Genomic DNA, 15,796 nt, shown 5'->3' with positions numbered 1-15,796 from the left:
ACAATCCCGGTAGGGAATGCTACCAGACTGGCAACCAATGGGTGGATCGGGTTCTAATGCGTTTTATTTCTGTTTTGGTGGCTGCGGCGGCTTTGTTCGGGTGTTCCGCACTGCCCGGCGATGGGCCGGCTGCCATTAACATTACTTCCCAGGATGTTGAATCGAGCGCCGAAGACGGTGACTTCACCGTCGTCGTGATCGATCCGGTCAACATAGAAGCGATCCGAGCTTACAGACCTTTGTCTTTCGCCAATCAATTCCGCGGTGTCGGACGAGGCGGTTCACCAACACTTTTGGGTGTTGGCGACACGCTTGTCGTGACAATCTGGGAAGCTTCGCCGGATGGGCTGTTTTCCAGTGGCGAGAGCGGGTCCAGTCAAATTCCGTCTGTCGTTGATGAGAACGGCTTTATCTTCGTGCCATATGCAGGAAGGGTCCGTGCCGCCGGACTGAGTATCGAAGGTCTTCGTCAAGCAGTTCAGAAAAAACTTGTCGGCAAAGCCGTTGAGCCACAAGTCCTGATATCTTTGAAAGATAAGCTCAGTTCAACGGCCGTTGTCGTTGGTGATGTCATGAAACCGGGCGTTTACCCGCTCCCGTTGCGCAATACGCGGCTGCTAGATCTCGTAGCGCAGGCGGGCGGTGCTCGAGAGGCGACATACGAAACTGTCGTTACTCTGAAGCGAGGCAGAAGGGCAGGGACGACACGCCTCGAAGACCTGATCGATTTCCCTGATAATAACGTCCTTATTTCTCCAAGCGACAACATTCTCTTGTCTCATCGTCCGAGAACATTCTCAGCGTTTGGTGCCGTTAAATCCAACCAGCTAGTACCTTTCCGCACAAAGAGTGTCTCAATGGCCGAAGCTTTGGCCACGGTCGGTGGACTGAGAGACGAAAGAGCAGACGCCAATGGTGTGTTCTTGTTTAGGTACGAAGACGCCGCGTTGATCCGGCAGCTCAAGCCGGAACTTGCGGATAAACTCGCCGGTAAAAAGACTGCTCCGCTGGTATACAAAGTGAGCTTGCGCGACCCGAAAGGGTTCTTCATGACGCAGCACTTTGAAATGCGAGACAAAGATATTCTATATATCGCGAACCATCCGACGGCAGAACTTGGCAAGTTCCTCCAGATAATTGCGCCGTTGATCAGTAACTATTCTGTGGTACAGGGTATTACCGACTAACAGTCGTGGGCCAAATTTGATGACGGTTCAGAAAGTTGTGTGAACCGTCATTGCCAGCAGGTTGGCACAACACATGAGTTCAGTCAGCTGCAAGGTCGTTCTCTTTTTGCAAGGACCTCCAGGAGTATTTGCTCGCACAATTGCGGACAGCCTGGAGAAACGCGGCGTTAAAACCCTTCGAGTGAATTTATCTGCAGGCGATTGGCTGGGTTGGCACGATCGAAGATGCACTTCTTATCGCGGTAGCCTTGAGAACTGGCCCAACTGGCTCAAAGCCTATTGCCAGGAAAATCAAGTCACTCACATCGTATACTATGCCGACAGGGTTCCCTATCACGTTGCCGCCGCTGAGATCGGTGCGGAGCTTGGCATTTGCTGTATGACATTTGAAAATGGCTATTTGCGGCCAGACTGGATTACGCTTGAACATGTCGGCATGTCTGCACACTCTCGTTTCCCGGAAAATGCTGAGCACATTATAAAAGCTGCTGAAACACTGCCTGATGTGGATCGCGAGGCTCGTTACAAATACCCGTTCATCAATGAAGCCGTGAACGAAGTGACTTACAACATGGCCAATGTAATTTTCTCCTTGGCATTTCCAGGTTACGTGCGTGATAAGTTGTATCACCCGTTACTAGACTACCTGGGCAACATTCCCCGCTTTTCATTTGCCAAGGGGCGAAACCGTCGTGCCTTGCACGTCATAGACGACATCATTGCGACCGGGCTTCCTTACTACGTATTTCCATTGCAGCTTCAAAGTGATTATCAACTGCGCTTCAACTCTCAATATGACCATATCGCTGAGGCCGCGGAAGAAGTCATTCGCTCATTCTCGCAACATGCTCCTGCTGCTGCACGGCTTGTTTTCAAGGTACATCCACTCGACAACGGGATTGAACCTTGGCCTCGTATTTTGAAGTCAATCTCGAAAAAGTATGGGGTAAAGAAAAGAGTTCTGCTGGTCGACGGTGGCAATCTTGATCAATTGCTTATGCATGCAGCAGGCTCGCTTACCATTAACAGTACAACTGGACTGCACTCACTTCGTGTTGGCTGCCCGACAAAAGTTCTCGGCATTGCGCTTTACGATATCGACGGATTGACGTGTCAAAAATCACTGGATGAATTCTGGCGTGAAGGAAGCGAACCAGACGTCGAGCTCAGAGACGCGCTGGAGCGTTTGTTGGCGGCGAGTATCCAGGTAAAGGGATGTTTTTATACAAAGGAAGGTCGTGAGGCCGCAGCTGAGTTGATGGCTGAGCGCATGATTGCCGGCACAGTCAATCTACCGGACGCTCATTGTCAGACCCCGCCACGATTGGAAAAAGCTCGAGCACGTGGAATTGCGACGACATTTGCCGAGCAGTTGAAAACACGTGGCCGCACAGAACGCTGGTCTCATGTCTGGCGCGGCTGACGACCCTGGTTGCGAGACGTCTCTTCCACCATCCGGAAGAGCGATCCTCTTTCTACAAGGTCCGTTGTCGCCTTTTTACCGACAGGCAGGAGAGGCCTTGAGGAAAAAGGGGTTCCGGGTTCACAGACTGAACTTTTGCGCCGGTGATTGGCTTCACTGGCATGGCGAGGGAAGCGCCAGCTTCAAGTCTGACAAGCGACATTGGCCGGACTTCATATCCGAGTATTTGCGCAAAAACCAGATTACTGATCTGGTACTTCACGGTGATCAGCGTCTTTATCATCGAATCGCGATCGAAGAAGCATTGAAAACAGGCGTCTTCGTTGCAGTGACTGAACTGGGAGCTCTGCGCCCGGGTTGGATGACATTGGAACGAAACGGCCTTTCGACCTTAAGTCATTTTCCTGTAAACGCCGACGAGATTAGCGAGGTCGCCAAGAGGGCAGGCGACGTGGATTTAAGCCCACTTTATCCAAGTTCATTCTGGCTGCAGACTGGACCTGACGTGGCCTATAACCTGACCAATGTCTTCCTAAAGGCTCTCTACCCGAACTACCAGCAACACACGATATATCCTCCTGTCATAGAATATCTAAGAGGCGCATTGAGGCTGATTTCGCAAGGAAAACGCGACAGGGCTGTACAGCGTGATATTGACGCCCTAAGACGGTCCGGAAAATCCTATTTCTTGCTGCCCTTGCAGTTGGAAGGAGATTTCCAGCTTCGAAGGCATTCACCCTACGACAGCTTTGCTGATGTCATCGATGTTGTTTTCAGGTCTTTTGCAAAAAAAGGATCTCAAGATGACTGGCTCGTTTTGAAGACCCACCCGCTCGACGTTGGATTTGAAAACTGGCGTGAAACGAGCTTGTCGCTTGCGGCGCAACATGGCCTGTCAGCAAGAGTGCTGTTCCTCGACGGTGGGAAATTGTCTGATCTTTTCGCAGCAGCGCAAGGCGTAGTGACATTAAATTCGACCGCAGGTGTAGAAGCGTTGCAGACAGGCCTACCTGTTAAAACGCTGGTGCCGGCACATTACGACATTGATGGATTGACACATCAGGGCGAGCTTGAAAGTTTCTGGCAATCGCCGCAAAAGCCCGATCCGGAACTCCTGGACTGTTACATCCGGGCTTTGGCTGCAACAACACAAATTCGCGGATCGATCCACAATCGTGAAGGAACGCGAATTGCCGCAGAAAATCTCGCCACTCGTATTGCAAACAGAAAGATAAATCCGCTAGGCGCATTCGTTGACCCTCCGCCGAGGCTCAAAAGAGCGCGAGAGCTTGGAGTACCCCTGTGATCAATTGGCTTCAATCAAGAGAACGAAAGAAGCTGGTGGTAACGCCCGATTTACAGGACATCAAACCCAAGCTTTTAGCGGCTATGAGCACCGGCTTTCTGCAGTGGCCGGAATTGACAAGTCCGGTCTATGCAGTCTCGACGAATTCCTTGTTGGGAAACAATTCGAGTGACCAGGACGTAAAAGCACCTCACTTCCTTGTTGTTGCGGGTCCCACACCACTGCATGCCAAGCGAGTGCCTGGAAGTCTGATCATTTTGCCATTCGAGCGCCATTGGCTTCTGGAGGATGACGTTTTTTCCAAGATCGCTCTAGGTCTCGTGAAAGGCTGTTCCGCCGGGTTTCGGGAAAAGGAGATGCAATTTGAGTTCGTTGGCAACTGGCGCGCCAAGCACCTAGCTTGCGAATTTGCTGGTGAAACTGCTGCTACCGAATGCGAAAGCATTGAATGTGAAAGTTTGCTTTCAGGTCGCGTCGGTTCTGTTGACCGAGTTGGTTTTTGGAACGCTTTGGCGAGTGCCTGTCTGACAGAGGCAGTGCCGTTGGACAAAGTCTTGGACCGGATCTTTATTCGTCATACCGCTTGGTTCTCGCCCTATTCGGGAGTTCCCATATCATCTCGTGAAGCTTTTGAAATATTTGCGTTAGTCCAATCGAATTGGCAAAAAAATGCGAAACCGGTTCATGCCTTCGGTGCGCAATACTGGAACCACCCCTCTATTGCAGCAACTTTCTCTGGGCAAGGCGGGCCGGTAGAATTTCACGAAACCAAAGAAGAGGCGATTTCCGCAGCTATAGCCACTGGGGGAGAAATCGTATCTTGGGCAGGCAGAACTGACAAAGAGTTTGAAGCAGAGTGTGAGAGAAAAAGCATTCCGCTTTCGAGGATTGAGGACGGCTTTCTGCGGTCGGTAGGTTTGGGAGCAGGACTTGCCCGCGGCGCGATGTTGGCAGTTGATGATCTTGGAATCTACTACGATCCGTCTCGACCAAGCCGTCTTGAGGACTTGCTGAAAAACTACAATTTGACCGTAACCGAATTGGCGCGAGGCCGTGATCTGGTCTCCTTGATCAAGGCTTCGCGCGTCTCAAAATACAACTTTGGAAAATCCAAGAAGTTCCTGTTTCCGAAGGATCGAAAGACAATTCTGATCCCAGGCCAGGTCGCTGATGACGCCGCAATCCGTAAGTCCCGGTCCGCAACGATCGATTGTGCCAAAACACCAAATGTCAATCTGGATTTGCTCAAGCTCACGCGAGAGCGCAATCCGGACGCCTTTCTCGTATTCAAGCCGCATCCTGATGTGGAAACCGGGCTTCGCAAAGGGCGTGTACCGAAGAATGTCGCACTTCAGTATGCCGACGAAGTTGCCGAAGCTGCCAACATTGTTGATTTGATAGAAGCTGTCGATGCCTTGGAGACGTTCTCTTCCCTTTCAGGTTTCGAAGCCCTGTTAAGAAGCAAGGAAGTGACTGTTCACGGCGCGCCATTCTACGCAGGGTGGGGCCTTACCAAAGATCTGACGGAAATCGAGGGACGGGGCCGGAACCGGTCCATGCCCGAATTGGTCTATTTAGCGATCGTACGCTATTCACGAACCATCGACCCAGTTTCGCTACTGCCATGCACGCCAGAATATTTGGTATCAAGACTCTCCGAACAACGGCTAGATCGTCGACATCTAATCGTAACTGCAGTTAAGCGGCATTCATCCTGGCTTGGGCGTAAGCTTGGTATCTAAGCAACTCAATCCTGAAAGGACTTTGAAGCATGACAACAAAGGATGCCAGGGTCATCGTCTTGACAGGCGCAAGTGGTGGCATAGGGCAAGCACTTGCGCGTGAATTCGCCAAGGAAAACGTCTATCTCGCTCTGATCGCAAGGGAAAAGTCGCGATTGCATCCGCTATTGCAAGAAATACGCGCACTCGGCTCGGACGGTGAAATTGCTGCGATTGATATTCGTGATCGCCAGGTATTGCATGGCTTTCTGAATGACCTGGATGAGCGTCATCCAATCGATCTTGTCATTGCAAACGCAGGTGTGACCGCGGGTCTTGGCCCCAACAGAACGAGAGAAAGTGACCAGGATAGCGATCGGCAAATCGACGTGAATTACAGGGGCGTTGTCAACACTGTAACGGGCGTGGTTGGCGCGTTGCAGAAGCGTGGAAAAGGTCAGATTGTGCTGATGTCGTCACTTGCAGGTATGCGCGCGCTACCAGACATGCCTTCTTACAGCGCGACCAAGGCAGCCGTCATTGCATACGGCCATGCGCTGCGCGGTTGGCTGAAGCCATTCGGTGTTTCTGTAACGATTGTCTGTCCAGGATTTGTGACCTCACCAATGTCCGCGCGTCACAAAGGGTCGAAACCATTTGAAGTATCAGCTGAAAAGGCAGCTCAACTCATGCGGCGCGCCATAAATCGCCGGCAGGCATTTTTTGCGTTTCCATTCATTTTGGCTATGGGGATCCGCTTGCAAAACCTGTTGCCGGCAAAGATCGGTGACTTGTTCCTTGGTGGTTTTGAAGCCAAGATTGAACAAGATCCGAGATATCTCAACCAAAAGGGCTCTTAGCGATCGAGCCCGAAATTTATCAAGAGCTGCGGGTTGAAGTGGATCAATCTGTTATCTGGTTGCTTTGATGAGCCTGTCGACAGCGGTGCCATCTGAACGCATGGCGTCAAGTTCTTCGACAGTTGCTTGAACCGCTCGCTCGATTTGTTCAGACGTATGCTCGCTCGTAATGAAAAAACGAATGCGCGCTGACTTTTCTGGAACCGCTGGGAAGATGATCGGAAGTGCGTTTATTCCCCTTGCTAGCAATCGGTTGGAGAGCGTTGCTGCGCTCGCAGAATCGCCGACGATCACAGGTACCACGGCATAGCCGGCACTCGGCCCGGTGTTGAGGCCCGCTTCTTTTGCAAGTTTTAAGAAAAGTGACCCGTTTTTCTGAAGTTTTGTTACGCGCTCAGGCTCCTGAAGCATCAATTCAGCTGAAGCGATAGCAGCTCCTGCCAGCGCAGCCGACATTCCGACTGAAAAAACAAAACCGGGTGCTGAGACTTTCAGATAGTCGCAAAGGACTTTCGAGCCAGCAATATATCCGCCGCAAGACGAAAAAGTTTTGCTGAGCGTTCCCATCCAGATTTCGACCTCATTCGGGTCGATGTCAAAGTGCTCTGAAATGCCTCTGCCGGTTTTTCCTAAAACACCGATAGAATGGGCCTCATCGACCATAAGCCAGGCATCATACGCCTGTTTCAGCGCAATGACGCGTTTGAGGTCCGGAAAGTCTCCATCCATTGAATAAAGGCCTTCGACGATCACCAGCACTTTGTCGAATTTGTGCCTGTGATCAGCCAAAAGTTTTTCCAACGCATCAAGGTTGTCATGCGGGAAATTCATACGCGTGGCGCCGGAGAGCCTGGCGCCTTCGGCAATCGAGTTGTGCACGAAGGAGTCTGTCAAGATCAGGTCGCCCTTGTGCATCAGGTGACCGATCGTGGTTACATTGGTTGCGTGGCCCGACACCATCACCACCGAAGATTCAACACCGTGAATGCGTGCAAGAATAGCTTCGAGTTCAGCGTGGAATGGTCGCTCGCCAGCAACGATCCGGCTGGCTGAAACACTCGTTCCAAAGTGTGCAACTGCCGCGGTCGCAGCCGCATTCACCTTTGGATGACCGTTCAAACCGATGTAATTGTAAGAGGCAAAGTTATCATAGTTGTTGCCTTCAATTAAGCTGGTGCCGGACGCCAATCCGTCGTGTGGTCTGAAAAAGGGGTTTTCAATGCCCATCATGTCAGCAGCTGCCTTGTGCATCTGCAGCTGCTTGATCTGCGGCATTTCCTTAAAGTCGTAGACCTTGCGCTTTGGTGCCACCGGCTTCTTGTGGGCTGGGGCGTCTGAGGCGCGTCCCCTTGCGGAGCGTCGGTTTGCTTTCAAGCTGTCCATTAGCTTGGCACGATCGTCTGCGCCCATTCCGGTATTCCTTAATATTGCCGGTTAAAGGAAAGAACCAAGTTCCCGGCTTTTGTTTTCAACTTCTGCTGCAACGTCTGAAAGATCTTCTGTTTCCGGTCGTTCGTCGTCCATGTGCAGGCTTGCAAGCTGTTGGGTCTCGTCTGAGATGCCAGTTGTATTTTCCTCGCCGAGTACCCGGTTGGCAACCCGACCGGACAGATCTATGAGCGTAGCACCATTGGCAAGAGACATAAGCGGAATATCGATACCCAACTGCCGTTCAGCGCTCATGCGCAGCTCCAGCGCCATCAATGAATCCATTCCGATATCAGACAGGGGCTTATGGGGATCAATCTCTTCAGGTGCAATCCTCAAGATTTTCCCGATTTCAGCCGAAAGCAACTTGGCGACGGTCTGCGCGGCCGTGACTTGATCCATGCCTTCAAGCATTTCTGCCAGATTGATCACCCCATCAGCACCGGCGTCGTCTTCGTCGCCAAGTCCAAGTAGGCTGACCAGCGGTGTTCCGACCAGCGTTAGGTCTTTGCGCGCAGCTTGCCAATCAATCCGCGCAAAACCGAGAGAAGCCTGTGCGACGTCATCGGTCGCTGACTGGGCAAGCAAAGACATAAGGCCGTCAAGTGCCTCCTTGGCAGTCAGTGCATGACGGCCGAGTTTGCGAGACAGCATCTCGTTGACGTCTTCATTTCGAGCCAGATACCCTGCGTCGGATATTGCGCCCCAGGCTACCGCCAGCCCGGGCTTGCCTTCCGCACGTCTGCGACGTGCCAAACCTTCCAAATAACCGTTTGCAGCGACATAATTCGCCTGTCCTGGATTTCCGACAAGCGTTGTTGCAGAAGAATACAGGACAAAATGGTCAAGAGGATCGTCTGCTGTAAACCGGTCAAGAAGCTCGGCGCCGCGAATTTTGGGTGCGAGGACGCGTGTAAGACCGTCATGATCCATGTTTGCGAGCAAGACGTCGTTAAGTACCATCGCGGTGTGGAAGACGCCTTTGATTGGTTTTCCGCCAGTACGGACTTCTCGGAGAGCAGCCCTGACAGTATCCTCATCGGTGATGTCGCAAGCAATTCCATGAATGGAAACGTTGCGATCCTCAAGTTCACCAATAACTGCCTTGGCATCATCACTGGTCGCGCCGCGGCGGCTAAGAACGACGAGATTTTTGGCGCCATGATCTGCAAGTCGGTGCAAAAGGGCCGCACCGAAGCCACCGAAACCCCCAGCAATTAGGTAAACAGCGTCGCTATCAAACTCAACGACAGATTGGGAGGGGACAGCCTCTGGAACCTGCGGAGGACGGATCACGATTTTTCCGATATGCCCGGCCTGTTGCATGAGACGGAATGCGTCGACTGCGTCTGATGCTTCGAATACGCGGTGAGGGAGCGGCTTGAGAATCCCATCTTCGAACAACTCGACCAATTTCACAAAAAGGTCGACTGCCAATTGAGGTTGCCGTGTCAGAAGCTGGTCGGCGTCAATGCCAAAGTAGGTTAGGTTCTGCCTGAACGGCCGAAGGCCGATGCGCGTGTTACTGTAATAGTCTCGTTTTCCAAGTTCCAGAAAACGTCCAAACGGTTTCAGGACTTCGATGCTGCGTTCCATCGCTTCACCGAAGAGAGAATTCAGAACGACATCAACGCCTTCGCCTCGCGTTTCCTCCATCACTGCATCAACGAATGCCAGGCTGCGCGAGTCAAGCACAACATCTGCACCGAGAAGAGCCAGGGTGTTACGCTTGTCTTCAGATCCTGCAGTTGCGATGATTTTGGCACCGCGCCACTTTGCGATCTGAAGTGCTGCCAGACCGACGCCACCCGCACCACCATGTATCAGAACAGTGTCGTCCTCTGACAATTCAGCGAGATGAACCAGTGCATAATATGCAGTCAGGAAGGTAACTGGGATTGTAGCTGCTTCTTCAGCCGAAACCGTGCGAGGCATGGGCGCGCATCCTGCTTCCGCGACTGTAACATGTGTCGCAAAACAGGCTGGTGCAAAGGTGATTACTTTGTCGCCGGGTTTGAAACGTGTCACGTCCGGCCCGCAACCGACAACATGCCCACAGCACTCCATTCCGAGTGTTGGTCCCGCAAATCCATCTTCAAGCGCTTCTTCAGGCAGCAATCCGAGCGCCCACATCACGTCACGGAAATTCAAACCGCTGGCGTCAACTGCAATTTCGACGTCGTTGCCTTGCAAGGGCTTGCGTTCGACGGCTTGCCAGTTGAGTTGATCCAGCGATCCTTGCCTCTGGATATCAAGTCTCATTGACGGTCGGGCACCATCAGGAAGAGTTGTTTCTGGAAGAACGCCACCTCTGAGGATGCGAATACCCGACCGAGTTTCGCTGTTTAGGACGATTTCTCTTTCGCAGTTCTCGATCAGAATTTCGTCGGCAACGCGTGCCGCAGCGATCCCCGGTTCCAAATCAGGTGAGACATCGATCAGCTTCAGATTGGCATCCGGGTACTCGTTCATAACCACTCGGCCAAATGCCCAGATCCCTGCCTGACTTGGCACTGCGGCCTTACCGCCTGCAATATCCTGCGCACCAGCCGGCGAAACCAGCGTAAACTCGCCGCTATTCGGCCCAAGCGCCTTGAGCAGCGCCATGAGGCTATAAGCTCTTGTGTCAACAGACTTCAGCGCATCGGTGTCGTCGGCGTATGCACCCAGCAAATGAACGACGCGACCTTGATGATCAAAGAGCAGCTTGTTCAGCGCGGCATCAGCCGATGCACTCAACTTGTCTGCGTCGAGTGACGCACTCCAAATGTCCTCTCCGAGTTCTTCCGTGATTTCGCCTGGAACCAATAGAGTTGCCTTGTGGCCATTGCGCTCCAGGCAAGACTTCAGGCCTTCGGCAAGCCGATGTGACGTGCCATCCGCATCGGTCAGCAGCAGGTAGGATTTCTGAAAATCTTGAGTGTCCGAAGCAGCCGCGTCATTTTCCGTCACTTCATCTGAACCAGTTGAAGGCGCTCGGGCAGCAATCAAATCAGCTTCGATCTGTGTGCTTTTTAACGGTACACTTTCAACCATCCGGAAACCCGCTGCTTCCAGCGGTTTGGCCCAGTCGTTCAGTTGCTTGGTAACCGGGAATTCCGCCGTTGCAGTATCGTCCCACCAGGAGCTTCCAACACCCATGATCAAATCAGTCAGGGGCTGTGGCAAAGCTTCGGCGGCTAGGACTACGCCGTTGGTCAATGCTGAACGCGCAAAAAGCTTTAGCGTTTCAGAGTCAATGTCAGCAAGAGACGTGTCGAAAAGTATGAGGTCGAAATGGTTGTCAAACTTGAAATCCGCTTCCGAGGGTTCGACAAATTCAGTCGTGGGTGAGCCTTGCCAGAGACGTTCGCCGCGCCCGACTTGTGCTGTGGTCGCATCGGTCACAGTCAGGGCCATATGAGTCGGATCAAGAACCGTATCGAGATTCGCGGCTAGAGCACCAGTCGCACCAACAAGCAGAATACGAAGCACTTGGTCTTTTGGCCAAGTCTCCACGAACTTCAGCGCGCTCACTTGAAGCGCGGCTGTCAAAGCGCGTTTTCCAGGAGAAGAAGCTTTGTAAGCTTCAAAAAGACTGGAGGAATAGAGTTTGCTGGCAGTGTCTTCCAGACCATCGGAAAGGATCGTTTCCAGTCCTGTCCAAAGGCGTGCAAGTAGCGCGGCCTCAGCTATGTGTTCGCCGCCACCGTCTGTCAGGGCCTGCAGCAGTTCCGCAGGTGATGGGTATTCTTCGGGATTCTTTAGGTTAAAACCGCTTTCGGTTTCGTTGCAAAGCTCGCTTTCACAGAGCCATAGAAACAATGTGCAAGCAAGGGGACCCGAGGTTTCATGCAACTCGCCGGAAGCCATCAAGTCCGGAACGCGGACAATTCGACTGCCGAACTTATTGAAAAGAGTTTGATGAGCAATCGTTCTGCCGAACGCTTCAATGAGCACACGACTATCATCGAGTTCTTCATCATCCGAACCTGCAAGTCCAAGGTCCGCCGCCAGCGCCGAGATACCCTTGAACGTCTGTTCAAGCGGTGAAGTTCGATCACTCTCCGGAAGTATTGATGCAATTTGCCGGTAGACCAGATCGTCTGGTTGAAAGTCCTGACCCAATGTGACGGCTTTGAATCGAGATTTAATCAGGCGAGCGACAGTCAGGCCGTCGGCGTCGAGAAACTCGAAACTTGCCTCGATGGATCGAGGTGAGGCTTTGGTAACCTCAATTCGAACAGAGGTCGGCTTGCTGTCCGGCGCCAACAGGCGAAGCGTACCCAACCTGATCGGCAGGAAAGAGGTGTTTTGAGGGATGTCTTCAACGCCGTCCAACAACGCGAAGAGGCCGTGGAAACCGGCATCGACAAGTGTCGGACAAAGAGCGAATGAAAGCGGCTCGACAGTGGCATCCTGACCAAGCAGAGAGACAGTCGCAGTTTTGTCGCTATGCTTTATGACTTTGTCGGCGCGGCGGAATGCAGGCCCGTAATTCAGGCCGAAGGTTTCCGTTATCTTGTAAAGTTCGTCATGGCCCAACTGCGAAATCGATTGCTCGCCTGTCTTTAGCCAAGGGGTTCGGGAAGACGTAGACGGGGTGATAAAGGTTCCCCGGGCATTCAGGGACCAGTCATTGTCGGAAAGTCTTGGCCTCGACAGAATTTCAACAACACTGTCGTCAGACGATATCCTGACTTGTGTCTCCCAAACTTCGTCACCTTCAATTACCAGCGGGCGAACAATGTCGAAATCTCGCAGTTCAATTATTTCGCCCTTTGTCCAGCGCAAGGCGGCGCGAAGGCTCATTTCTATATAACCGGCAGCGGGAAAGACGACACTGTCCTCGACCTTGTGATCCTGAAGAAAAGGAAGGGAGCCGCTGTCGATATGGTTGAACCATTCCGCGGTATCTTTGCGGAGCCTGTGTCCGAGCAGGGGCCAGTTCTGGCCAAACATGAAATCAATATGCTCGGGACTATTTTCGGGCCGATAGTCCGAGTTTTGCCAAGGATAGGAGGGCAGCGGGCGCATAAGCGCAGGTTTCGGCCCGACATATTTTTCCAGTACGGTGACGCCACCATTTGCAAGGATTGAAGCGGCGATGCGGTCAATTGGATTGGTCTCGCGTGCTTCAGAGTTCTTGGACGGCTCTTTCAACGTTTCCAGGAACTTGGCTTTCTTGCCTTTCGCACGCAGGACGTCATTCACATACGTCCCCAACACGGCCTTGGGTCCAATTTCAACCAAAACGGAAAAATCGTCAGCCGCCATGTTTTCGATTGCAGTTGCAAACTTCACGGGTTGACGAACATTTTTCCACCAGTACTCGGCGGAAACCTTGGTATCGGGCAATTCCGGCGTGACTGTCGAATAGAAGGGTAGAGCAGCGGGCGAGGGTTTCAGGCCCTTCAGTGCTGCCAGCAGTGGTTTTTCAATCGGGTCAACAAGTGCGCTGTGGAAGGGATATGCCAGATTGAGCTTCCGCATGGCCCATTTCTTTTTCCGCGCGAACTTGGCAAACGCGTCGAGGCTCTCACTATCACCTGAAATGGTGACACTGCGAGGACTGTTGTCTGCAGCAAGCTCCAGACGGGGCAGGCCGCTCTCTTTAATCGCTTCGACAGCTTTTTCCGCCGGAAGCAGCAGTGCCCCCATGGAACCAAGGTCCCGGACAACTTCCTGTTCGCTGGATCGGGCTCTTATGACCTTGACCGCTTGCTTAAGGTCAAGAGCACCAGCACACCAGGCGGCTGCAACCTCGCCAACGGAATGTCCAGTCGTGCCTGAAGCTTCGATGCCTCTGTCCCGCAAGGCTTCGACGATGGCGACTTGAATTGCAAACAAAAGAGGTTGCGCAACCTCGGATCTTTCCAGATCGCTTTCCAAATCTTCCGCAAAGAGTGTGGTGACAAGGGACCAGCCACTAAGTCCCATGAAGATCTTGTCGACTTTGTCGAAGGAATTCCGGAAGGAAACATCTGCCTGATAGGCCTCTTGGCCCATCCCAGCCCATTGGGACCCATTGCCAGAAAACACAAATCCAACCTTGGCATCTGGTTTGATGATGCTTCCGGCAATCAGGTTATCGTTCTCGTTTCCGTCTTCAGCAAATGCACGAAGGGCGTCAACCTTCTCCGATTTTGTTTTTCCTAGAACGACCAACCGTTCTGAAAGAAGATCGCGGGCGTGGACGCTGGTGGAAATGAGGTCTTCAACACTCTCATTCGGTTCGTTTGCCAGATAGTCCAGGTACCTGCCGGCAAGTTGCTGGAGCGCTTCCTTGGATCGTGCGCTAACTACAAGCGGAGCTTCAGCCGCAGGTGTTTGCTTTGATTTCTTTTTGCCTTTGCCAGGAAGCGGGTCCGCATCGCCAATGACGGCATGCGCGTTGGTGCCGCCAAATCCGAAGGAATTGATCCCGGCCAGTCGGCGTTTCCCATTGCGCTCAAGCGAAATCGCCTCTCCCGCAACCTTCAGATTCAGTTCATCAAACGGGATATCGGGATTGGGAGTGTTGAAATGCAAGGACTTTGGAAAGAGATCTTCCCGAAGCGCCATGACGGATTTTAAAAATCCAATCAGGCCAGATACCGGTTCAAGGTGGCCAACATTTGTCTTCACCGAGCCGATCGGAAGCACATCACTTCGTTTTTGGCCAATAACCTTGCCAAGTGCATCTGCTTCGGCTGGATCGCCAACACGCGTCCCAGTCCCGTGTGCTTCGACAAAGGCAAGTTCTGACGGGTCTATTTCCAATCCTTCATAAATCTCCCGAAGCAGATCTGCTTGGGCGTAAGGCGAGGGCAGAGAAAGACCCACTGTTCTTCCGTCGGCGTTGATCCCTGTCGCCAACAGTTTTCCGTGGCTCTTTGCACCTTCCGGTATTCCTGCGCGGTCAGCACGCAGAACAAGTACCGCGCCGCCTTCCGAACGCACATATCCATCTCCGTTGGCGTCAAAGGCCTGACAGAGGCCGGTTGGCGAGAGCATTGTTGCCCTAGAGAAACCGACAAATGCAAAGGGACTGAGAAGCAGGCTGACGCCGCAAACGATTGCGGTGTCGATCTGCCCGCTTTCAATGGCTGAAACAGCCTCATGCAAGGCGACGATGGAGGAAGAACAAGCGGTGTCGACGGTAAAGCTTGGGCCCCGGAGATCGTAGATATAGGAAATTCGGTTTGAGACAATGGACAGCGTGTTGCCGGTCATGAATTGCATGTCGGCCATGGCAGGATCCACCAGAAAACGATGGTGGTAGTCCAAAGAGGATGCGCCTACATAAACTCCGGTATTTGAACCTGCCAGATCGCTCGGACGCATATTCGCATGTTCAAGCGCTTCCCAGACCAGCTGAAGGAGCAATCTTTGCTGCGGGTCCATTTGGACTGCTTCACGCGGGGAAATGCCAAAAAATGATGGGTCAAATCCCCAGACATCATCGAGTTGCCCGGCTGCAAAGGTATACGTCTTTCCGGAAGTAGATTGCGAAGGATGTGAAAAACGAGTCAGCGGCCAGCGTTCCGGCGACACGGAACTCACGGCGCATTCGCCATTCTTCAGAAGAGACCAGAATTCGCCAGAATCATTGGCACCTGGGAGACGCGTAGAATAACCGAGAATGTTTATGTTTGAGGTAAGAGACGCCACAGAACAACCTGTTTTATTTATCGGGATCGGTCAAGTCATTGAGGTATTTAATAAAATAATGGTCAGCGAATTCGCATCTCAAACAGCTCCCTCAAGCTTTAAACCTGCTTGGCACAACCGATCCCCGAATACTTGTGCGCAAGCTTATCGCATGCTTCTGAGCGTTTCCAGCGTCAGAAACCCGCAATGATTGGGAACCTTTAACTCAAGCTGGAAACTTCTGGAAGACTTTATGCAAA

General features: G+C 52.4%; 7 protein-coding genes. 5 read left to right on the top strand and 2 right to left on the bottom strand.

Annotated elements, in window-relative coordinates:
* Positions 1 to 56 precede the first annotated feature (56 nt).
* The 5 genes from Q0835_RS24715 (at position 57) to Q0835_RS24695 (ending at position 6,497) form a co-directional block, all read left to right on the top strand.
* On the top strand, positions 57 to 1,187 hold the full coding sequence (locus Q0835_RS24715) for a polysaccharide biosynthesis/export family protein (RefSeq protein WP_298820870.1): 1,131 nt from the start codon (positions 57 to 59) through the stop codon (positions 1,185 to 1,187).
* 73 nt (positions 1,188 to 1,260) lie between these two features.
* Positions 1,261 to 2,610 carry a capsular biosynthesis protein gene (locus Q0835_RS24710; protein ID WP_298965270.1) on the top strand — a complete coding sequence of 450 codons (1,350 nt, stop codon included), beginning with the start codon at positions 1,261 to 1,263 and terminating at the stop codon, positions 2,608 to 2,610.
* A complete protein-coding gene (locus tag Q0835_RS24705; RefSeq protein ID WP_298965266.1) occupies positions 2,594 to 3,916 on the top strand; it encodes a capsular biosynthesis protein in 1,323 nt (440 codons plus the stop codon). Before Q0835_RS24710 ends, Q0835_RS24705 begins: the two co-directional genes overlap by 17 nt.
* A complete protein-coding gene (locus Q0835_RS24700; RefSeq protein WP_298965263.1) occupies positions 3,913 to 5,658 on the top strand; it encodes a hypothetical protein in 1,746 nt (581 codons plus the stop codon). The genes Q0835_RS24705 and Q0835_RS24700 overlap by 4 nt, the downstream gene beginning before the upstream one ends.
* A 29-nt stretch (positions 5,659 to 5,687) precedes the next feature.
* Positions 5,688 to 6,497 carry an SDR family NAD(P)-dependent oxidoreductase gene (locus Q0835_RS24695; protein WP_298965260.1) on the top strand — a complete coding sequence of 270 codons (810 nt, stop codon included), beginning with the start codon at positions 5,688 to 5,690 and terminating at the stop codon, positions 6,495 to 6,497.
* A gap of 51 nt (positions 6,498 to 6,548) precedes the next feature.
* Here Q0835_RS24695 and Q0835_RS24690 read toward each other — a convergent pair whose 3' ends face one another.
* On the bottom strand, positions 6,549 to 7,907 hold the full coding sequence (locus Q0835_RS24690; RefSeq protein ID WP_298965257.1) for an aminotransferase class I/II-fold pyridoxal phosphate-dependent enzyme: 1,359 nt from the start codon (positions 7,905 to 7,907) through the stop codon (positions 6,549 to 6,551).
* Positions 7,908 to 7,931: 24 nt separating this feature from the next.
* Positions 7,932 to 15,557: a type I polyketide synthase gene (locus Q0835_RS24685; protein WP_298965254.1), complete on the bottom strand. Its 7,626-nt coding sequence runs from the start codon at positions 15,555 to 15,557 to the stop codon at positions 7,932 to 7,934.
* Positions 15,558 to 15,796: the final 239 nt, after the last annotated feature.

Origin of the sequence: uncultured Roseibium sp., from assembly GCF_947499295.1 — a bacterium.
Lineage (GTDB): Bacteria > Pseudomonadota > Alphaproteobacteria > Rhizobiales > Stappiaceae > Roseibium.
The sequence above is the reverse complement of the archived record's forward strand: the minus strand, read 5'-3'. Positions and strand labels throughout refer to the sequence as shown.